Raw genomic sequence first — 21,709 nt, 5'->3', positions numbered from 1 at the left:
TATCTTATTCATTTTTTGTGTGCTAATTTGCTAAAAATGATCTCCATTGTTTCAAGTGTATCGATATCCATCTGACACAACCAGAGAAATACCTTCTTTTCCTCCTCCGTCCAAGTAGTTTTTGGATAGGCGGAAAGAAGTTTCAGATATTTTACACGTTGGATACTAGATGACAATAGCCAGTGCTGTTCAAAACTCTCACTTTCTTCCATATCATCCCTCCAAAATGGTATTACCTACAGTTAGACATAGCAAATGCAAGTAACTTTTAACTAAAAAATATCACAAACTAGCAAGCCAATCATCACAGATTAAAAATTGCTTTTTTTATGTTAATAAAGCAGTACATCTATTTATTGTCTCCTATTCTTAGATCCAGCTTCAGCTCGATTTTAAAATAGAGCAAAATCCTATAATTTCTGATCCGTTAAAATCAATATTGTAGAATTCATAATCATTTTTTATCAAGCAATCATTTATTTAAAAACCATTCACATAAGTAATAATTAACTTTTCGAAACCTAAGACTTTAAGGAATATTATTTTATTCTATAGTGGTTTTCCGATAATGCTTCCACATAATATCTTAATAACTTGTAATCTTTTTCATCAATACTTTTTATTATTATTTTATTTCCAAATAACGATCTGTGTGAACTTTTTAAAAGTCTGTGATGTATCTGATTTACAATCAAATACTCTACTTCTTCGTCCTTCAAGTTAGGATCAGTAATCTTTTCTAAATCCCGATGAATATAATTATATTCTAAGTGAGACGCGTCATTAATAACTCGTTTAAATACAAAAAAATCTATTGTTTTTATACATAAATACCCTAACATTCTTATGCAAAACTCTTATCAATAGATCATCTAATCTAAATCATAAAAATAGACCTAATAGAATTCCCCCTAAGATGAAGAATGCAGAGTTAATTTTGTATTTAAGAATACCTAATAGACTAATAAAAAAAATTAAAATGAAATACCATTCAACAAAGATATTTTGTCCTAATTGGATGGTAACATTAGCCATCAATGCTAATGCTGCCGCATTTATACCAATTAACATTTTGGAAAATGTATTGGATTGTTTAAGCTTGGAAAATAGTGGTGCTAATATAAGAACCAGTAGAAACGATGGTAAAAAAATCCCTACTGTAGCTACCAAAGCACCTGGGATATCGAAAAGTAAATATCCAATAAAAGTTGCTGTAGTAAATACAGGCCCAGGAGTAAATTCGCCTACAGATATGGCATCTATCATTTGAACTTGGGTCAATACTTGTAACTTATCAACAAATTCTGATTGGATAAACGCAAGTAATACATAGCCACTACCATATAAAAGTAAACCTATTTTCAGGAAAGTTAAAAATAAAATTGAGAGACTAAATGGCTCTATGACATAATTTTTAAAATTCCAATCTTTTTTTATTAATAGTAAGAGTATTGCGGCAACTATTAACACAGTGAGTTCCGAAGCACCAAAAACAACCAAAAGCAGAGACAGGCAAAAAACAATAAATGTAGACATATCTTTTATAGCTGTTTTAAAAAGCTTTATTAGAGCTGCTACAATAATTGCTACAATGACAGGCTTTATATACTCCATAATTGTTTGAACTCTAGGAAGGTCTCCATATAATTTATAAAAGTGCCCTATAATCATTACAATGACCATTGCTGGTAAAATAAATGAAATACCTGCTAAAAATAATCCCCATTTTCCAGCACGCCGATGACCTAATATAATTGCCATCTCTGTAGAGTTTGGACCAGGAATCAAGTTAGTAAATCCTAATAAATCTAGAAACTCTTCCTTAGACATCCATTGCCTTTTATCCACGACTTCTTCTTCCATCATAGCGATATGAGCAGCTGGTCCACCAAAAGCAAAGAACCCAAGTTTTGAGAACACTTTAACAATCTCGATGTATTTATTTTCTTCCATAAGCCCTCCAATAGCATGATAAATATTAAGTTATGTGCATGATTTGTTATATCAATGATTGGTTTCAGTTTAGTAGATCTTTACTTTCCAATAAATAGTTTAGAAAAGGACGCAAAGAGAAAAATAGAACTTTCTCTTTGCGTCCTTTGATGAAACCTTCTGAAAAACGATAAATATATTATCATTACAGTAGATTTACTCACCTATAAATATAAAAGCAACATATAAAAAGAAGACTTCCCCAATCTGCTTTCTCCGCTACTCTTTTAATGAGACACACTAGAAAATTTTAGAACAATTATTTATATATAGCAAGTAAAATGCCCTTGTTAAACAATACTATTTTAATGAACCGTCCAAGAGATCTTGATCAAGCCAAAATCATGTTTAATTGCATAATAAATCAAGAATAAACAACAACTGTGTTTCTACCTCTTTTTTTTGCAGCATACAGCGCTTGATCAGCCTGATTGATGAGTTCATATACATCTAAAGAAGAATCATACTTAGAAATGCCAGCAGAAAAATAAAGCGTAATCTTTCTTTCCCCTCCAATATTCAACTTATTTTTTAATAAGAATGCCTGAAATCTTAATATAGTCTTTTGAACAGACTTTAATGTACTGTCTTTGAAAATAACTAAAAATTCTTCGCCTCCATATCTATAAACCTCTACTTGATCTTGGTGTGCTTCACTAAGAAAAGTTGTTATTTTTTTTGAAAAGAATATTAAAGCACGATTTCCTGTAATGTGTCCATAGTGATCATTAATTCTTTTAAAATGATCTAAATCCATCATAATAAAAATAAGCTTTTCCTTTTCAACATCTGTCATACTATCTACGTCTTCATTTAAGCTTCTAATATTTTTAACTTTCGTCAATTCATCGTAGTTTCTCTCAATAAGTTTTCTATTTATATCTTTTAAGAATTATTTTTGAGTACTTAGATAGTATTGCCAAGAAATACAAATAATTATAGACCCTATAAACAAAGATAGATATTCCCAAAAAGTAAGTTTATATTCAAAAAAGAGCATAGAATTCAATCCAGCCATCATTAGAGTAATTAAAACAAAAAATATATAAAACGGTATCTGTATTTTATATTTATAAAAGGTTTTTTTAATTACGAAACTAAAAGTGAATGCCAGTATACTTAGAACTAGAATACTAAGTAATGTCTTGATATCAATAATACTTATTACGATAGTCCGATAAACACCATCATTAGAGCCAATAAAAGAAAATAATTTTTCATTTTGAATGAGTTAAAGTATAAGATAAATAAAGGTAATGTATATTCATAATAAACATACCCCACATTATTTATCGAAAAAGTTATGATAAAATACATTTGCGATACAAATAATATTAAACTAATAATTATTTTAAAAGAATATCGTAAATGGAGTTTCTTAAAATTTTTTACAAATAAATCATAGGAAATAAGTAAGCTAATTACTATAATTGAATACAATATTACACAAAGCAAATGTAAAAGTCCCATAGACATTTCTCCATTTCTTTTTTACTGTATACCAAGACTATAAGTATGAGATTTTACCTTTTCATTCCAACTATATAAATTTATTTTGCATATCTTTTTGCTTCTCTTATTTTATCTAGAATAAAACTTGTTTGACTATAATCAGTTAGTTCACGTATTACTTTTTTCACCGTACGATCAACAGCGCAAATACCAAACATATCAGAATAGAAGTCAGTTATTGATTTGATTGGACTAAACAATTTTTCTGATAATTCAGTTTTTTTTGAGTAATTCATTTCTAAGTACCCTTTGTCTACTAGCCGATCAATAACTAAATAAGCTGTATTCAGCTTAAATTCTGGGTATTTTTTTACAAAGTTACGTTTTGTTATCCCTCCCTCGCATTCATATAATGAAATCAAAACTCGGTATTCAATTTTAGTTAAATCTACCATCTTCAATTTCACCTCTAGTAGTCCATAATATATAAAAAAATGAAGCTTGAAAAAAATACAAATGTTACATCAAACCTCAAAATAAGTTTCTTCCTAATTATTCCAATATTTAGAATTCTATCATAATTTTTGTATCGTTTCACAAACTTCTTGATAGTTTTTATTTCCTCCGGATAAATTATAAACTTGTTTAAATCCTTTGTTCAGTAAAATATTTTGTGCTGCATTTCCAGTAACGCCTTTATTACAATAAGTTACTGTCACACATTCTTTATCCAATTCCTCATATCGATCTCTTAACTCAGCTAAAGGTATGTGAATTGCTCCCTCAACTTTCGAAGTTTCAAACTGTTTTCTTGATCTGGTATCAATAATTTGTAATTTTTCGCCGCTATCAATTCTTCTCAATAGCTCTATAGGGGTCATTAACGGGGTATCATTATTTATATCGTTGTTCAAAGCCATCCCAGTATAATGAATGGGATCTTTTGTTGTAGAAAAAGGTGGGGCATATGCTAAATCCAAGTGAAACAAATCTTCAGCAGTTGCGCCAAATGAAATAGCAGTAGCAAGCACATCGATCCGCTTATCTACCCCATCATAACCTATGATTTGAGCCCCAAGTATCTTCCCATTTTCTTTATTTGCGATTGCTTTGATCACCATTTCTTTACCATTCATATAGTCCGGCTTATTAGGTTTAATATTATATAAAGTAGTAATAGCTATATTATTTGCTAAAGCATCTTTTTCTGTGAGACCAGTTTGAGCAATTGTTAAATCAAAGAATCGTAAAATACCAGTTCCTAAGATTCCCTTGTGTCGTAGATTGCCACCTGTAATAACATCTCCTGCGATCCTTCCCATTTTATTGGCTGTTGAAGCTAAAGGTCGATAAATTGGTCGCCTAGTTATGCGATCAAAACTTTCTGCAATATCACCTACAGCATAAACATTTGGAAAATTGGTTTCTAACTTATCGTTTACTTCTATAGCTCCGGTAATTCCTAATTTAATTCCCATGGATTTTGCTAATGCGGTGTTCGGCTTTACTCCGGTAGCTAATACAAAAATATCTGCCGAAAAGATAGTTCCTTTAGCCGTTTCAATAGACTTCAGACTACCATCACCGTTAACTTTTCTGACGGTTTCTTCAGGGAAAAAGGCAATGTTTTTCCTTTTCATTTCATTAATGATTCTTGAAGACATGTCCCAGTCTAAATGGGACATGGGATATTTACTTCGTTGAAGTAACGAGACCTCAAGACCTAGTCTCTGTAACTGCTCGGCCATTTCTAAACCAATATATCCAGCACCAATGACAACTGCTTTTTTTGGCTCGTTTTCATCTACAAACTTCTTGATACTTTTCCCACTCGAAATATTTTTCACCTGAAAAACATTCTCAAAATGTCTATTAACAAATATTTCTGGGGTATTATAAACCGATCCTGTGGCCAACACTAAAACATCAAAATTATTGGTAAATGATTTTTTTGTAATTAGATTGATTCCGTGCACCAATTTTTTATCATAGTCAACCTGAGTTATTTCATGAGAGGTATGAATATCTACGTCGTACCTTTTTTTAAACCATTCAGCATTACGAGGCGTCAGTTCATCAAAGTTTTCCACTTCTCCCCCCACTGCATATGGAATCCCACAAACTGCGTAAGACACATCCATATCTTTATCATACAAAACAATCTCTGCATCTTCCGTATTTCTTCTTGCTTTTGCAGCGACACTTGTTCCAGCAGCGACAGATCCAATAATGATGATTTTCATTTCTCCACACCTATCCTTTATACGTTCTTGATTTCACTCAAAGATTCCGGATTTATGAACCAGTCTTTTGTTTTATTAGAAACCTTAACTAAAAGTAACATAACTGGCACTTCCACAAGTACGCCTACGACTGTTGCTAAAGTTGCTCCCGACTGTAATCCAAAAAGTGATATTGATACCGCTACTGCCAACTCAAAAAAGTTACTTGCTCCTATCATTCCAGCAGGAGAAGCAATATTATGTGGCAACTTCCAAAATCTTGCCCAACTATAAGCAATTGTAAATATTAAAATCGTTTGAATCGTTAAAGGAATTGCAATCAATAAAATATGCAATGGATTAGCAATAATTCTTTCACCTTGGAAGGAGAAGATAATGATCAGAGTTAGTAATAAACCAATAATCGTCACTGAATCAAATTTCTTCAAGAAGACATTTTCAAAATAGGTTAAACCTCTTTTTTTTATGATCAACACTCGAGTAATGAAGCCTAAAAACAATGGAACAACTACAAAAAGAACAGTAGACAGTAATAAAGTAGCTAAGGGGACACTTACATTATCAACACCTAACAAGAAAGCAACAATAGGTGCAAATAATACTAGGATAATTAAATCGTTGATTGCGACTTGAACCAAAGTATAGGCAGAGTCACCTTTTGTTAGGTAGCTCCACACAAAAACCATCGCTGTACATGGTGCTGCTCCTAGAATAACTGCACCAGCGACGTATTCTTTTGCTAGTTCTATTGGAATCAATTGTTGGAAAATCACATAAAAAAAGAGTGCTGAAATGCCATACATCGTAAACGGTTTAATAAGCCAATTAGTAACGCACGTGATAACTAATCCCTTAGGTTTTTTAGCAGCACGAACAATACTGGTAAAATCAATTTTTAACATCATAGGATAAATCATCAACCATATCAAAATAGCCGTTGGAATTGAGACCTGAAAATACTCAAATTGACTTAATGTATCAGGGATAGCTGGCGCAAATTGTCCAATCAACACGCCGACAATCATGCACAATATTACCCACAGAGTTAAATACTTTTCAAAAAAACCCAACCCTTCAGATTTACCTTTTGGTTTCATTTTTACTTTCCCCCTATTTTAGATCCTTCTTTTACTTTACATACACAGTTGCCTTCATTATTTACAAGTAATTGTTAAATAGATTCCATAAATTCTACAACAAATTCTTCCCTCAACGAATAATGGTGCCATTGTCCTTTTTTACTTACACAAACAACACCCGCTTTTTCAAGTACTTTCATATGATGAGAGAGTGTAGGTTGTGTAAAATCAAAATATTCAAGTAAATCACATGCACATAAACTGCCGCAAGAAAGCACATCTACTATTTTCATGCGATTTGGATCCGCTAGAGATTTTAATACTAATGAAAGAGATTCATAATTCATTCTTTCGACCCTCCTTATATAGATGATTATCTATATACAATATATCATTTGCATTTTGACTCTCTCCGATTTTTTCCTGTTGATCAGTCTTCGTATTTGTCGATTGATCGGAGGAAGTGGTGCTGGTTTCTGCTTCTTCTGTGGCCGATTCTACTACTTCAGTTGCAGTAGTGTCTTCTTGTACTTCTTGTGTCTCAACCGTGTTCACTGTTTCTGCCAACACAGATACAGGTTCAACGATCGTACCACTCAAAGTCAGAAACAGCATGAGAGTAGTCATTAATTTTTTTACTTTACTCATAAGTACACTCCTTTTAGTTAGTTGCAATAAAAAAAGACAGATTTGATAATCTGTCTCAATTCATCGCTATATTCATATTCGCTAAATTTAGTTTTTATAATTCTTTTCAAATTGTTTTTCTATAGCACTTTATTTGTTAGATTTGTTTTCCATAAAGCCAACGTTTTTCTTGAATTCTTCTAATTTTTTTCTTTATTAACTTATATTTGTTTATGCTTTTTAGTGTTAAAAAACATTTCAAAACCTTGGTATACCTATTAAAATTCAACATATCCAAAGCATTTTCAAACTAAATAAAACTATCAATTATTTAACTCTTAATCAGCGGGTCGCGGGTTCGAGCCCCTCACGGCCCATTGGGTGCCAAACCCACGGAACAGGTAAATGTTGGTGCGAAAGCATTTCGAAAACATTTATGCTGTTCCATTTTTTTGTTTATACTTATCATCTTGAAAATAAAGGAATTTTTTTTGATAAGAGGATTTCTTATTCGAAGAGGTCTGTGTAAAACTTCAAAAACTTTTGAGCGATGAAGAAGGCATCTCAATACGACGGTCTTCCTTACTCAAACGATGACTCATTTACCGATCACGAAACGAGCATTCTACGGATTTAAATCATTTGAGAATACGAGAATTAGAATCTTCTTGATCAATCAATTAATCAAAGTAAGATAACAAAAAATCTGAGCCAGAATGCTATTCATTCTGACCCAGATTTTATTTTGTACGACTCATCAGTTCTTATTGACAAAGAGTCGAAATAGTTTATCATATCATAGTCCACGTTCATAATGTGACCAAACAGAGAGAATCGTGATCGTTTTACTCTCTTCCTCCACGCTGTATACCAACCTGTGTTTGATATTGAGACGTCTTGAATAGTAAGGTAATCCTGTTAATTTTTCGTAAGGTGGCGGTGTTTGAAAAGGATTTTCCTTAATGACTTTGATCAGTTCATCAAACTTACTAGTTAGATTGACACTCTTCAATTTAGGCAAATCTTTGCGAGCATTCTTTTTGATCTTTACATTGTATCCCAATCAATTTCACCTAAGTCTTCACTTTCTTCATTCTCAAAGTGTTTGATCCGATCAAGTACGCCCACATTTTGTAAGTAGAGCGTTTCTTGTAAGGAGTTCCAATCGCTCTTACTAATCATAATGACGCTTTCTTCCTCTTTTGTACTCGCAATTTCTACAGGTTGACTGTCAGCCACAACATGTTTAATGATTCCATAAAGGTTTTTTCTTGCATTTGTTGGTGTAATTACTTCCATGTTTTCTCCTCCTTTTCTTTAAATATCTTAAGTATATTATAGCGTACGTTCTAACGTACGTAAATAAAGAGGAAGAATATCTTTAATTTTTCTTACAAATCTTCAAGTCTTGTAGTAATCGTTTTTTGAGCCTTAACTTGTGGTTTCGATTGCTCAAGGTGCTTACTGTTTGCCGTCCTATTTATCCAATGGGCGGTTTCATGTATTGATTCTTGGTCTTTAACAGCTGTCATAGTCATTTTGTCTTCAGCGGCTTGCTTTTTGATCCGTTTATTAATCGAAGAATGCAACAAGAAAAGAAATTGCCAATCACTATTTTGCTTCTGCCATGACTGTCCTTCGTGTCCTGCACAGTAATAAGACTAACTGTATTGAAAAAGAGTAAAAAACGTTTTGATGCTACTTCATATATTCTTTTGCTCGATCACTACCTCATCTTCATTTACCGGTTCTTCGAATCCTGAAAAAAACTGTTGAAGGATTTCTTCTGTAATAGGAAAAGCGGAATTTGCAGTTTGGACTTTATTTCTGATCGCTAATCGTTTTCGTAAAGTATCATAATCAGCTTTTAGATAGATTACTTTAATCGTCACATCATATGCTGCCAGTAGTTCTCTATAGGCGTCTCGGTGACTTTTAGCCCAAAAACTAGAATCGACAACTACGTTTTTTCCTTCTTGAACAGCCTTTACTGTAAGCTCTTTCAATTTAACTGAAGATAATGAAGAAACTTTTGCATATTTCTCCGAAGGGTAATCAACACCATAAACGCCATAGTCTTCCCAAATCAATTCATCTATTGCTAATCTTACATAGCCTTCTTGCTCTTTTTGTTTTGAGTAAGTGGTTTTGCCTGCACCACTAACGCCACACATCAAAAGTACCTCAACCATTATTCTCCTCCTACCTTTTCTGATCAATAAACAGAGAGAACGAAAAAACCTTATTTGTAATCAACGCTCATGTTTTAGACCACTGTTCGCCACCCACATCTGATGATACAATGATAACATTGTTTTTATGAACAACAAGCAGATTGGGAAACAATCGCAAGAAAAATAGTAAGTAAAACCATATACATATATTAGAGAATAGAAGCGTTAGCCACTTAAGCTAACGGATAAATCAAATTTTTGTCCATTTCCACTCTACTATAAAAAAATTATTTTCTACAAAAAATAGGAACGAAAGCCAAAATACGAAAGAAACATCATGGCTAAAACTTATGTATGTAATGGTATCTTTATTTCTATTATTCCAATTTTAAAATAAAATAAGCCACCACTCCAAACTATGATAGAAAAACAAGAATAGACTCTTGAAGAGAACTTGAATGCAAAACTGCCTCCAAAATCAACGCAAGAGTCTATCTGTATAGATAAAGATCTTTATGGGCAAGTTCTTTTGCACCAATAAAGATCCTTAGAATCAAACAACTCAGAATGCTTTCAAATCAAATGTGATGGTGTCATTGTTCTTTAAAAACAACGCTTGTGCCCCTTTATCGGTCATTTCGTCATTGACGGTATAGACCCAAAATAGATTGGCTTTTTGATCTTGACTGATGCCGTCAATCGAGGTGATAAAGCCATCTTTTTCTTTAATCGCAAAGTTTTCTTTCATTACTTCCAGCAGCGACTCATTTTCTCGGAACGTTATTTCTTTTGAGGTCACAGCTTCTTGATTTTGGATGACGATCGTAGCTGTTCCTTGTTCTTGCTTCAAGGAACTTTGCTGCGTGCTTTCTGGCGTTACACTTGCCTGTTGGCATCCTGTAGCGACGAGTAGTGTGCTCACTAGCATGAATACGACAAATACTTTTTTCATCTATTTCTTCCTCTCCAATAGTCAAAATACTAATCGTTTTTCTATCCAGTATGCGGATAAGAATTATTTTATCACTCTCGTTTTTTCTTAGAGCCCGCATTTTAATTGGATTTTACAGTTTGTGCAGGTACTACAGCCACCGATTTCCTCAATGGTTCCTTCATGGCAGATGGGACAGATTTCACCAGAGGCGACGGGTTCATCTACTTGAACGACAGGTAGCGGTTCAACTTGTGCGGTCAGCTCATTTTCAACCGCTTCTAAGGTAAGTACTTGTGAATCTCGGCTGCCGTCTACATAGACGGTCCCTCCTTTGGCTCCTCCTTCATAAAGATCTCGATAAACCTTGGCTACTTGGCTTACTGTATATCCTTTTGGTGCATTGACCGTTTTTGAAATGGAGCTATCCACCCAGCGTTGAATGGTGCATTGCACACCGACATGCTCTTCGGGCGTCAACTCCATAGCGGAAATGAACCATGCCGGCAACTCCGCTTTGGTTCGTTCAGGATGATCCATCAGGTATTCGTCAACGATTTCCGCATTGATTTCAATAAACTTACCTAGTCGACCGCTTCTAAAATAAGAAAAGGAGTAGTAAGGTTCTAAACCAGTTGAAACTCCCGTCATCGTGCCTGTCGATCCTGTTGGCGCAACAGTCAAAAGATGAGAGTTGCGAATACCGAATCGCAGCACGCCTTCGCGGATGTGCGCTGGCATTTTTTTCATGTATCCTGTATCGATAAATTTCTTCCGCAACGCTTGCGTCTCTTGGTCATTTTTTCCAATCAGGAAGGGAAAACTGCCTTTTTCTTTCGCCAATTCAATGGATGCCTCATAGGCAGTGACTGCCATTGCCTCGAAAATTTGATCAACGAATTGATTTCCTTCTGCCGATCCGTATTTTTTCCCGCAGTAGATCAATAAATCTGCCAAGCCCATGATCCCTAATCCAACACGTCTTTCCCCTTTCGCCTGCTGCTCATTTTTGTCAAAAAAGTAAGGCGTTACGTCAATAACATTGTCTTGGAAACGAACTGCTGTTTTCACGGTTTCTTTTAGTTTGGCAAAATCAACGGTGCCCTTTTGGCGATCCGCCATGTTTGCGAGATTGATGGCTGCCAAGTTACAGACGGCATAAGGGGTTAGGGGCTGTTCACCGCACGGATTGGTTGCCACGACTTTTTGTCCGTATGCTGTAGCATTCGTCATCTTGTTGACATTATCGATAAAGAAAATACCAGGCTCAGCAGAATACGTTGCACAAAAAGTAATCAACTCCCATAACTCACGAGCTTTGATCCTTTGATAGGTTTTGACTTTATGGCCAGCAGCTGCCCATTCTCGCACATCCCCGACTTCCGCCCACTTTGCATCATATTGCGCCATCTCTGCTTCTGAATAATTGTCGATATCTGGAAAGCGTAGCTCATACCACCCATCTGTCTTCACTGCTTCCATGAATTCTTCTGTCAAGCAGACTGAGATATTCGCGCCAGTTAAGAAATCACTTTCTTTCACCGTATAGCTGCCACCTATGCGCAATTTTTCTTTTGCCTTTTGGATCATGTCATTATGTTCCTTATCTGACGATTCAGGCAGTTGTGCTAGATAGGTGAACATTCTTTCTTCCATTTTTGTCAGAGGGTCAAATTGCAGTTTTTCATTGATCAGTTGTTTGATCGTCGCATTTGTGATTGTTTTTTTTAGGTGAAGCAATACAGCAGGATTTTGAATTTTAGAAAGAATAAACGCAAAAATATCTGGATGCCAATCTGCCATCATAATCATCTGCGCTCCACGGCGGCTACCTCCTTGTTCGACAAGGTTCGTCAAGTTTGCCAAATCATTCAACCAAGAAACTGCCCCAGAAGACCGACCACTGACACCGTGGACCACACTTGATTTTGGTCGCAAGGTCGACCCATTGGTTCCAACCCCGCCACCTCGACTCATGATTTCCATAACTTCTTGTCGATGAACAGCAATCCCTTTTCGGGAATCATGGATGAAAGGCATCACAAAGCAATTGAAGTAGGTAACTTGAGAATTTGTTCCTGCTCCATAAAGTACTCTGCCTGCGGGAATTAGGTTTTGCGCCACGATTTGTTGGTAAAACGCCTCAAAGAAGCGCTCCTGGTCATGGGACTCGTTGGCAGAAATCCCTTTGGCTACACGATGCGCCACTTGCTCAAAAAAGAGTTCTAACGGTTTTTCAATGTCACTTTTTCTTCTTTTAACAAGTCCATTGGCTTGTTCATCAATATCTTCTAACGCTGAGCGATAGGCCTCTTCCACTTCGATAGAGACTAGTTCCCCATCGATTGCTTTCACAACACCGATTCCTCGCGCAGGATATTTAGGATCAGCTTTCGTTGTCAAAATCACCAAATCATCCTTACGCAATGTTAGATGGGTTTGATCCTTGAATGAGTAACGATCCAACATAATCAAACGAGCGATTCCCTCAAATGTTTTGGTCATATCCGGTGTGATCGCCGAAACTTCTTGGAACAACTTGATATCCTCGTTCAATTTCTCAATCGTTTGTTTTTTGTATTCCATTTCTTTCCCTCGCCTTCTAAAACACAACATATTGTACTCGTTTTTTATTATCGTACTATATAATGTGTATTTCAATCTTGAATTTTATTATTTTCCATGTATAATGAGAATGATTATCAATTAGAAAGACGGCGATTTTCATGCTTCCTCCCCAAACCAAGATACTCTCCATCCAAAGAATTTCTCATTTAGCACTAATCACTGCGGCTTGTATCGTTGGACGGTTAGTTTTTGTCTTTATCCCTAACGTTCAGCCTATGAGTGCCCTTTTATTTTTAGTGGCTTTTTCTTACCGTTTATCTGATGCGTTGATGATTGCCTTATTAAGTTTGCTCGGAACAAATATCTATCTAGGCATGGGTCCCTGGACGATCAGTCAATTGGCTGCACTTACTGTCACCATCGTTCTTTTTCATCAGATTGGAAAAATACCGATCATCAAGAAAAACCGCTTCTTGCAAGCTTTCTTTGCCTTTCTTTGCGGACTTCTTTATGGCTTGATCGTTTCGTTGATGGAAGTTTGGCTTTATCAGTTTCCTTCGTTTCTTGCCTATTACCTTCAAGGACTACTGTTCGATTTCTTCCATGCCAGCGGAAACTTCGTCTTTTATCTGCTTTTATGGCCAGTATTTGAGCGAATAACACCCACCTCCTATAAGTTGGCGAAAAAAAACGAGTGATTTCGATGGAACGAAGCATTCGGCTAACTTTGTTTTCGTGTTTCTTTGAAAGAATGTTCGCGTAAAATTTTTCTTAGAAAACCAAAAAAACTACGACTACTCTCCTACTTTCTTTGCTTAAATATCAATCCAAAAAGTACCAGCGAAAAGCCTTTCGAAAGGGTTTCTTCCATCTTTGTACGTCCATTCATTTAAATGAAACACTCCCTCTTTCATCCATGCCCTTGACTAAATGTAGTTGGATTTCTTTCAGATTATTAATGAATGATGATGTTTGCTTTTTCAATCATCAGAAATTTATTATTTTTTTTAAATAACAATTTAATTTTTCTTGACCAAAAGAATTCAGAGGTTTATCCTAACTATGGAAAATCAACGACTGGATAAAAGAAGCAAATGAAATTTTTTTATTCAATTTGACCTTTGACATTTGTGAAAAAATGCATAAGAAACTTGATCGTGATCAAGCGCTTATGGAAAGAAATTTTTTTCTCACTAAATTTCATAAAACGCTCTATTTTAACCAGTCAGAAAAATCATTTTAAGAAGGAGAAAGCGATGAATGAGAAACAATTACGCTGGTATAATATTGCGCTGATGGCGTTCGTCTCTGTTTGGGGACTGGGAAATGTTGTAAACAACTACGCTCAACAAGGATTGACTGTTGTTGTTTCGTGGCTATTAATTATGGCTCTTTATTTTGTACCCTATGCATTAAGTGTTGGTCAGTTAGGATCGACCTTCAAAGAGTCAAGTGGTGGGGTTTCCTCATGGATCAAAGAAACCTCAACAAAGCGGTTGGCTTTTTTTGCTGCTTGGACTTATTGGGTCGTTCACGTGCCTTATTTGGCACAAAAACCCCAAGGAATCTTAGTATCATTAAGTTGGTTATTTAAAGGAAATGGTACATTTGTATCAACGATGGGCTCCATGGAAGTCTCGTTGATTTGTTTAGCTATTTTTCTATTCTTTTTATGGATTGCCTCTAAAGGATTGACGACCTTAAAAATGATTGGGAACATCGCCGGAACAGCCATGTTCGTGATGTCGATTCTTTTTATTCTTTTAGCAGTCACTGCTCCAGCAATGACTGGTGCTGAAATTGCTACACCAAACATGTCATCTGTTTCAACCTATATCCCTAAATTTGACTTTACCTATTTAACCACGATCTCGATGCTGGTATTTGCAGTAGGTGGCTGTGAAAAAATCTCGCCTTACGTAAATAACACAAAAAATCCTGCCAAAGAATTTCCAAAAGGCATGATCTTTTTAGCCGGTATGGTGGCGTTATGTGCCTTGCTCGGCTCGATTGCTATGGGGATGCTTTTTGATGCCAACCATATTCCAGAAGATTTGATGGTCAACGGCGCTTATGAAGCCTTTCAACGACTAGGAAACTTCTACGGAATCGGCAACTTCTTTGTCATTCTTTATTCCATCGCCAATGCGTTGGCGCAAATTTCTGCGTTGGCATTTTCAATTGATGCCCCATTGAAAATATTATTGTCTGATGCTGATTCAGAATTTGTACCAAATGGCTTAGCAAAACTAAACAAAAAAGGAACACCAGTAAATGGGTATATTATGACAGGTGTCCTAGTCAGCATTTTGATCATCATTCCAGCACTAGGAATCGGCAATATGACCGAACTGTATCGTTGGTTGCTGAACTTGAATTCAGTTGTCATGCCATTGCGTTACTTATGGGTCTTCTTAGCCTTTATGCTAGTCAACAAACACGCCAATCGCTTTACTTCCGATTATAAATTCGTGAAAAACACCAAGGTTGGCTTTGGGATCGGCTTATGGTGCTTCTTGTTCACGGCCTTTGCCTGCATTTTAGGGATGGTTCCTAAACTTGATTATGCGGCAGATCCGCAAGCTTGGTTCTTCCAATTGGCCTTAAATATCATTACGCCAATCGCCTTTCTTTTGATTGGCTTGATCTTGCCGATCATTGCGAAACGTGTAAATAAAAAATAATCATTCCCTCAAAAAAGAGGTGTCCGACAACTATTTCAGTTGTCGGGCACCTCTTTCCTTATATATGAACTTTTCCGCCGCTCGCGGTATTTGGTCCATCCTCTTGCCGAAGCGTTCATTCTTCTTCATTGTGCTCTTTGATTCCATACTTGATCCATTGCACCTTATAGCGAAAATCTTTGATCAGCTCTTTTGCAGTCCATTCATTCGAAATAAAATCTGTCAGACTATCCATCACGACCGCCATAATAAAGTAAAGGAAACTGACGGCTTCTTGCGTATCATGGATCGTAAAGCGATTTTCTTCCAACAGCTCCAACCACTGACGAATCATGGGCGAATCGTCAGGGATCGCATCGCGCTTCGTCCAGGCATTGCTTTGGGTACATAAGTGGATCATTTTCCAATGATCATCTTCAGGTGACCATTGACTGCACCAAGCCAAGTATTCTTCGATCCCTTTGAAAAAATCATTTTTGTTGCGATTGATAAACGTAAAAATCGCGGAATGGATTTGGTTTGAATAGTCGGCGATCGCATAGTCATAGGCATCTTCTAAGTTTTGAAAGTACTTGTAAAACGCCCCTCTAGAAATGTGCGACTTTTCGACGATGGCAGAGACCTTGACTTGACTGATGTGCTTGCTGAAGAATTCTTCTAAAAGCACGGCATCGATTTTTTCTTTTTTCTCTTGTTTTAAATGAAAAAATGTTGTACTTGGCAAGGGATTCTCCTCCATCATTCGCAATCTACTCCCTCTATTATAAACAAATCCCTCTACTTTTCCACTCAGACTTGTGCAGTTTCTCTTGACGGGGCGTTTTGTTCGATCAGATTGCCATCTTCCATTCGGAAAATGCGATCACTCCATTGGATCATTCGCTCGTCGTGAGTGACCATGACTGTCGCTTTCTTTTTCTCATGCGCTTCTTTCACCAATAACTTCACGACTTCATACGCATGATCGGTGTCTAAACTGGCAGTTGGTTCATCCGCCAAAATCAAGCTTGGGTCATTAAACAACGCCCTGCCGATTGCTACTCGTTGACGTTCCCCACCAGATAAATCGCGGGGAAACTTGTCTTGAAGATCGAGAATATCTAATGAAGCAAGCAATTCATCAATCCGTTCCTTTTCCTTGGCTTTTCTTGAAACTTTGTCGACCAAATAAAATTGTTCCTTTACCGTTAGAAAAGGGATCAAATTCGAGCTTTGCAAGATAAACCCAATCTCTTTAAAACGCAACTTTCCTCGTTGCTTTTCATTTAATTGGGAAAAGTTCACCTGGTTGATGATGATCTCTCCCGATGTTGGACTTTGTAAGCCTCCAGCGATGGTCAAAAAGGTACTTTTTCCTGAACCAGAAGGGCCGATGATACTGACAAACTCCCCTTCTTGAACATGAAAATTCAGTCCTTTTAATGCCGTTACTTCGGTATGCTGCTTGCCAAATTTTTTTATAATATCCTTCATTACTAAAATGTCTTTCATCTTTGTTACCCTCCTATTGCCGTGATTGGATCGACTTTTGTGACCGTCCGAATGGAGAATAAGCCGCCTAGAACTGCCACGAGAATCAAGATGCCGCTATAAAGCAGCCATTGCTTTAATTCAAAGAAAAATGGCATGGCATCTGGTAAAAACAAGCTGGTGCCGTATGCCGCCGCAAAGGCTAGGGCTACCCCGATCACACCGACCATAAATGCTTGCGCAATAATTGATTTGGCAATAAAGCTGGTCCGAATGCCTTGGGCTTTCATCACACCAAAAATCGCCGTTTTTTGCAGGGTGATCACATACATGAAAATCCCCACGATTGCCGTTGCAACAACAAACAAGAAGTAGATCATGGCGTTTAATGTCAAGTTTTGGGCAGAAAATCCAGGAAGCTTTTCAATAAAGTCTTCCGTTGCCAACACTTTGAGCTGGGTTCCTTCTTGGTTATCGACTTTCGGATCACTTGATTTGGTCACAATGATATTGATGGGCTGCTCCTTGTCAGATGCAAATGGTTGATTAGCAAACTTCATTTTCGTCCAAGTATCGAGGGAAGTATAGATCACTGGTGAGACCGTATAAGACGTTTCTGGGGTGATCCCAACGACTTTGAAGGTTTCATCTGAACGCCCGATTTTCACTTGATCCCCGACCTTAATACCTTCTTCTGCTAAGTTTTCTGAAATCGTGATCTCATTTTCTTTTGAAAACAGCTTGCCCTCTAAGACTTCTGGTAACAAGAACGCATCGTCTTGTGTACCAAAAACAGTCACATTGACTTGTTCATCGTTGACCGTGATGACACTGCTATATAAACCAATCGGGGCTTTTTGAGTCCCTGCTACACGGTCTAGATCCCCTCTCGTCAATTGCGAAGCCGCAAATGTGTCATTCGCATCTTCTGATAAAACGATCGCGGATGAATCCCAGTCGACGATGGCCTTTTTAAAATCCCAGTTAAGTCCGGTAGCTAAGCCAGACAATATAAAAACAACATAGGCGATCAAAAACATGATTCCTACGATCAGCCCATATCTTAATTTTGAATAACGCATTTCTTTTATAGCCAGAAACATTGCTCTTTCCTCCTGTTTTCCAAATGTTGACAAAGTGTCACTTTTTGAAGAATACCACACAAGGTGACACTTTGTCACTTTTCACCACTCGGAAAGTTTGTAAGGTTGATCGATCACTCTTTTTCTGTCATTCACTGAGGATGTTTTTTTTAAAGGAGTGAGAAAAAAGAGAGTTGAATAGTGGCCGTTTCGCGTAAAATACGCCATTTCCTTTTAACATTCTTGGCTAGATGTAAAAAAAGCATGGCCGACCGTAAATAGTCGAACCATGCTTTGGCAAAAACGAACACGAGGATTTCATTAATAGTATTCTAAAGATCAGCTGACCTTGCTTTGTCCAATTGTGGAAATTACTGCTCGTAACTGATGACACGAAGTATCAAACTGCCGTTTTTCCTCAGGGGTAAGCGTCAATTCAATAATTTCGCGGACGCCGTTTTGGTCCACGACTGCAGGAACACCTGTGAATAAATTATTGATGCCATATTCCCCATCAAGGTAGGAAGACACCGGCAGAATCGCTTGCTCATCATTTAAGATCGCTCGAACGATTCTTGCGACACTCATCCCTATCCCGTAAAAAGTTGCTTGTTTTCGATCGATGATTTCATAGGCAGCATTTTTTACTCGTTCAGAAAGAACCGCTAGATCGGCAACGGTCAAACGATCCTTTTGCTTGATCAATTCTACGATCGGTTGCCCACCGATCGTTGTATGGGACCAGACAGCGACTTCCGAATCACCGTGTTCCCCAATGATATACCCATGAATATTCCGTGGATCGATGGCTAATTTTGCCGCCACTTCTTTTCGAAGTCTTGTGGTATCGAGGGTCGTTCCCGTACCAACGACACGATTGGCTGGCAACCCTGACACACGCCATGCTTGATAAGTTAAGACATCGACTGGGTTTGAAGCGATGACAAGCACGCCATCAAAGCCTGAAGCCATCACTTGTTTTGTGACGCTTGCCATAATTTCGGCGTTCACATCGATCAATTCAAGCCGTGTTTGTCCTGGCTTTTGGTTGACCCCTGCAGTAATAACGACGATATCAGCATCTTTACATTCCGAGTACTCTCCCGCCCAAACTTTGATGTTTTCTTGTCCCCATGACATACCGTCTAACAAATCGAGGGCTTCTCCTTCTGCTTTGTCCCGATTGACATCGATCAAGACCAATTCATTGATCAGTCCTTGATTGATCATGGAATACGCAATGCTCGTTCCAACGAAACCTGTTCCGACAACGACAACTTTTCTGCTTGTACTTTTCATGTGCGATCCCTTCCCTTTCTTTTCAAATACTTGTGCTATTTTTTTGCGTAGAGTACGCATTTTCTCAAAAAATGGATGATTTTTTGTGTTTCCTTAATAACTATGACCGGCAATCAGCGCTTTGGTTTGCTGATACAAATGAACAGCATATTTTCCTAACACATAGCTGACGATAATCACGGCAAAGCTTGTTTCAATAATCGTTAAGGCTTGTAGAAACCCAAATATCAGCGGGTGATTCGCAAAAAACAGCGCTGATTTGAACATAGCAGTTGCCGAAATCACAAGAGGAAACGTAAATGCCGCATAGCTTGGGTAAAAGCCGACTGCCAGCATGTTTTTCATATAAGCGACGACACAGAAATAAATCGTTTGTGACAATAACAGCATAAAGGCGACAAACCAAGCAGAGCCTTGTTCAAATACGGAAAGGTAACCTGCTAAGCAAAGAGAACCTGGCGCTGTTAAAATCGTGATCAAAGGAACTGCCGCACGTTCCGTCAGCTTTTGATGGACGATTCGCTTTAAAATAATCGGCAAAAGCGCAAAATACAATACCAATGCGATCCAGACAATCACTTCTCCTAGCTCTTTAAAAAAGACAGCAGAAGTATTGGGAATTACGCCAATCCCGACGAAGGTAATAAACCAGCTTGGATAAATGTATTCCAGCGAAAGGTCGACAGGCAAAATATGCACGACAACAAAATAGATCATTAAAGCAAAATGTAAGCCGATAGCCCCCCACCAGAGCAGATCATTCACCACTGCATTGGGAATGACCCGTTCAAAAACAGTGGAAATCACCATCAGCGCCATCGTAAAGGTCGGCGCCACCGAAGCAACGATTGGGTTTTGCAACTCTGACATCGTGTGCTTAAATGTAAAGCATACTTTCAGAAGGAAGATCCCCATGATGAAAATACCAAGGGTGCAAAACCCATTTCCAACCGTCTCCATTCCTTCTGAATACAATAAATTCCCCAAAGACACAGTGCCTAAAATCAAGCCACAAATCGGGATTGGCAATGAATGTAAAAAATGCTGGATCGATGTTTTCATCAACTCATCCTTTCTTAATGTATGAAAATTTCAATTAAATTTGCTTTCTTTTTTCTCTACACTTATACTATAATCACCTGATAACTATTTGTAAAATTGTTCTTTTAAATACTAATTATAAATTTTATTAATAATAAAGGAGTCCGCAAAATGATTGAATTGCTCAAAACCTTCATTGTTGTTTATGAAACGAGAAACTTTAGTCTTGCCGCCAAACAGCTCTATAAAACTCAGCCAACGATCTCCTTGCAAATCCAACGATTAGAGGCGGAACTTGGCTTCAAACTTTTTGAACGTAAAGGAAAACAATTGATTTTACCCACTAGCCAAGCGGAGTTTTTGTATCCTCGTGTGGTCGAGTCCCTCCGCTCTTTGTCCACTATTTTTTCGCAAGCCAAAGACACCAAAAATTTTAAAACAGCGTGTGTGCTCGCTTGTTCGAATACCACCGCCGTTTACTTACTGCCCAGCATCATGGCACAGCTGATTGCAGAATTTCCAACGTTTGCCTTTGAAATCAAAATCATGAATTCGCAAGAAGTGATCGATGCCGTCGAATCAAACAAAGCCCATATCGGCCTGATCGAAAAATCAATCGTTTCGCCATTGATCCAAAAAGAATTCGTTTATCGCGATGAATTGGTGTTAGCAGGCAACCTCGCTTCTGATTTTTGGGTCTTGCGAGAAAACGACTCGGGGATGTACTACATTAACGAAACCTATCTGTACGCACAGCACCTGCATCCGCAAATCATCAAAGCCAATAATAGCGAAGTGATTTTGTCCCTACTAAAACAAAACATCGGCAAATCGATCATTTCGAAACTTTCATTACCAGAAGACTTGCCCTGGCAGGAACTTGATCCAGAGTACCGCTATCGTGATCTTTTTATCATTCAGAATCGTCAGCGTGTGACGCCGGAAACCGGAGAGGTTTATGAGGAGATTAAACGGCTGTTGTTGGCATTGATTCCATAATTGAATCAATTAAAGTGGATACAAAAAAGACGCTGAAGAGTCGTTTGTCACTCCTTCAGCGTCTTTTT

The 21,709-nt window shown here is 37.3% G+C and carries 21 protein-coding genes; 3 read left to right on the top strand and 18 right to left on the bottom strand.

The window, feature by feature from the left end; genetic code table 11:
- Nucleotides 1–8: 8 nt before the first annotated feature.
- From IGJ44_RS03510 to IGJ44_RS03450, 13 genes are all read right to left on the bottom strand, one after another.
- The gene (locus IGJ44_RS03510) at nucleotides 9–212 is read right to left on the bottom strand and encodes a hypothetical protein (RefSeq protein ID WP_005225249.1); all 204 of its coding nucleotides are present in this window, start codon (nucleotides 210–212) and stop codon (nucleotides 9–11) included.
- Nucleotides 213–882: 670 nt separating this feature from the next.
- Nucleotides 883–1,953, bottom strand: coding sequence for a chromate transporter (locus tag IGJ44_RS03505; RefSeq protein WP_005225247.1), 1,071 nt, complete (start codon nucleotides 1,951–1,953; stop codon nucleotides 883–885).
- A gap of 403 nt (nucleotides 1,954–2,356) precedes the next feature.
- Nucleotides 2,357–2,836, bottom strand: coding sequence for a GGDEF domain-containing protein (locus tag IGJ44_RS03500; RefSeq protein WP_005225246.1), 480 nt, complete (start codon nucleotides 2,834–2,836; stop codon nucleotides 2,357–2,359).
- A gap of 706 nt (nucleotides 2,837–3,542) precedes the next feature.
- Nucleotides 3,543–3,899, bottom strand: coding sequence for a hypothetical protein (locus IGJ44_RS03495; RefSeq protein WP_223597931.1), 357 nt, complete (start codon nucleotides 3,897–3,899; stop codon nucleotides 3,543–3,545).
- A gap of 120 nt (nucleotides 3,900–4,019) precedes the next feature.
- Nucleotides 4,020–5,687: an FAD-dependent oxidoreductase gene (locus IGJ44_RS03490; RefSeq protein WP_218193596.1), complete on the bottom strand. Its 1,668-nt coding sequence runs from the start codon at nucleotides 5,685–5,687 to the stop codon at nucleotides 4,020–4,022.
- Nucleotides 5,688–5,704: 17 nt separating this feature from the next.
- A complete protein-coding gene (arsB, locus tag IGJ44_RS03485; RefSeq protein ID WP_218193595.1) occupies nucleotides 5,705–6,784 on the bottom strand; it encodes an ACR3 family arsenite efflux transporter in 1,080 nt (359 codons plus the stop codon).
- A gap of 74 nt (nucleotides 6,785–6,858) precedes the next feature.
- A complete protein-coding gene (locus tag IGJ44_RS03480; protein ID WP_208788621.1) occupies nucleotides 6,859–7,113 on the bottom strand; it encodes an ArsR/SmtB family transcription factor in 255 nt (84 codons plus the stop codon).
- Nucleotides 7,103–7,414, bottom strand: coding sequence for a hypothetical protein (locus IGJ44_RS03475; RefSeq protein WP_430606132.1), 312 nt, complete (start codon nucleotides 7,412–7,414; stop codon nucleotides 7,103–7,105). Before IGJ44_RS03475 ends, IGJ44_RS03480 begins: the two co-directional genes overlap by 11 nt.
- A 775-nt stretch (nucleotides 7,415–8,189) precedes the next feature.
- Nucleotides 8,190–8,456: a Txe/YoeB family addiction module toxin gene (locus IGJ44_RS03470; RefSeq protein ID WP_128487801.1), complete on the bottom strand. Its 267-nt coding sequence runs from the start codon at nucleotides 8,454–8,456 to the stop codon at nucleotides 8,190–8,192.
- On the bottom strand, nucleotides 8,441–8,692 hold the full coding sequence (locus IGJ44_RS03465) for a type II toxin-antitoxin system Phd/YefM family antitoxin (RefSeq protein WP_074536393.1): 252 nt from the start codon (nucleotides 8,690–8,692) through the stop codon (nucleotides 8,441–8,443). The genes IGJ44_RS03470 and IGJ44_RS03465 overlap by 16 nt, the downstream gene beginning before the upstream one ends.
- Before the next feature lie 404 nt (nucleotides 8,693–9,096).
- Nucleotides 9,097–9,585, bottom strand: coding sequence for an AAA family ATPase (locus IGJ44_RS03460; RefSeq protein ID WP_167827198.1), 489 nt, complete (start codon nucleotides 9,583–9,585; stop codon nucleotides 9,097–9,099).
- A gap of 544 nt (nucleotides 9,586–10,129) precedes the next feature.
- On the bottom strand, nucleotides 10,130–10,519 hold the full coding sequence (locus IGJ44_RS03455; RefSeq protein WP_167827199.1) for a DUF4430 domain-containing protein: 390 nt from the start codon (nucleotides 10,517–10,519) through the stop codon (nucleotides 10,130–10,132).
- Nucleotides 10,520–10,606: 87 nt separating this feature from the next.
- Nucleotides 10,607–13,084: a vitamin B12-dependent ribonucleotide reductase gene (locus IGJ44_RS03450; protein WP_430606129.1), complete on the bottom strand. Its 2,478-nt coding sequence runs from the start codon at nucleotides 13,082–13,084 to the stop codon at nucleotides 10,607–10,609.
- A 140-nt stretch (nucleotides 13,085–13,224) separates the two neighbouring features.
- Between IGJ44_RS03450 and IGJ44_RS03445 the strand changes: the two genes are divergently transcribed.
- Both IGJ44_RS03445 and IGJ44_RS03440 read left to right on the top strand, forming a co-directional pair.
- Nucleotides 13,225–13,764, top strand: a complete 540-nt coding sequence (locus IGJ44_RS03445; protein ID WP_430606128.1) for a hypothetical protein — start codon at nucleotides 13,225–13,227, stop codon at nucleotides 13,762–13,764.
- 558 nt (nucleotides 13,765–14,322) lie between these two features.
- Nucleotides 14,323–15,750 (top strand): APC family permease, encoded by a 1,428-nt coding sequence (locus tag IGJ44_RS03440; RefSeq protein ID WP_167827202.1) that lies wholly within the window; start codon nucleotides 14,323–14,325, stop codon nucleotides 15,748–15,750.
- A 115-nt stretch (nucleotides 15,751–15,865) separates the two neighbouring features.
- Here IGJ44_RS03440 and IGJ44_RS03435 read toward each other — a convergent pair whose 3' ends face one another.
- The 5 genes from IGJ44_RS03435 to IGJ44_RS03415 form a co-directional block, all read right to left on the bottom strand.
- On the bottom strand, nucleotides 15,866–16,492 hold the full coding sequence (locus tag IGJ44_RS03435; protein WP_167827203.1) for a TetR family transcriptional regulator: 627 nt from the start codon (nucleotides 16,490–16,492) through the stop codon (nucleotides 15,866–15,868).
- Nucleotides 16,493–16,539: 47 nt separating this feature from the next.
- The gene (locus IGJ44_RS03430; RefSeq protein ID WP_086294630.1) at nucleotides 16,540–17,241 is read right to left on the bottom strand and encodes an ABC transporter ATP-binding protein; all 702 of its coding nucleotides are present in this window, start codon (nucleotides 17,239–17,241) and stop codon (nucleotides 16,540–16,542) included.
- Nucleotides 17,242–17,246: 5 nt separating this feature from the next.
- Nucleotides 17,247–18,323: an ABC transporter permease gene (locus IGJ44_RS03425; RefSeq protein WP_123834059.1), complete on the bottom strand. Its 1,077-nt coding sequence runs from the start codon at nucleotides 18,321–18,323 to the stop codon at nucleotides 17,247–17,249.
- Between the two features lie 318 nt (nucleotides 18,324–18,641).
- Nucleotides 18,642–19,601 carry an L-lactate dehydrogenase gene (locus IGJ44_RS03420; protein WP_167827205.1) on the bottom strand — a complete coding sequence of 320 codons (960 nt, stop codon included), beginning with the start codon at nucleotides 19,599–19,601 and terminating at the stop codon, nucleotides 18,642–18,644.
- A 93-nt stretch (nucleotides 19,602–19,694) separates the two neighbouring features.
- On the bottom strand, nucleotides 19,695–20,663 hold the full coding sequence (locus IGJ44_RS03415; RefSeq protein ID WP_167827206.1) for a TDT family transporter: 969 nt from the start codon (nucleotides 20,661–20,663) through the stop codon (nucleotides 19,695–19,697).
- A 150-nt stretch (nucleotides 20,664–20,813) separates the two neighbouring features.
- On the opposite strand from IGJ44_RS03415, the gene IGJ44_RS03410 reads away from it, so the two are divergent.
- On the top strand, nucleotides 20,814–21,641 hold the full coding sequence (locus IGJ44_RS03410; protein WP_016610507.1) for a LysR family transcriptional regulator: 828 nt from the start codon (nucleotides 20,814–20,816) through the stop codon (nucleotides 21,639–21,641).
- Nucleotides 21,642–21,709 lie beyond the last annotated feature (68 nt).

The organism is Enterococcus sp. DIV1368d (genome assembly GCF_050542975.1).
Taxonomy (GTDB): Bacteria; Bacillota; Bacilli; order Lactobacillales; family Enterococcaceae; genus Enterococcus_D; species Enterococcus_D casseliflavus.
The sequence above is the reverse complement of the archived record's forward strand: the minus strand, read 5'-3'. Positions and strand labels throughout refer to the sequence as shown.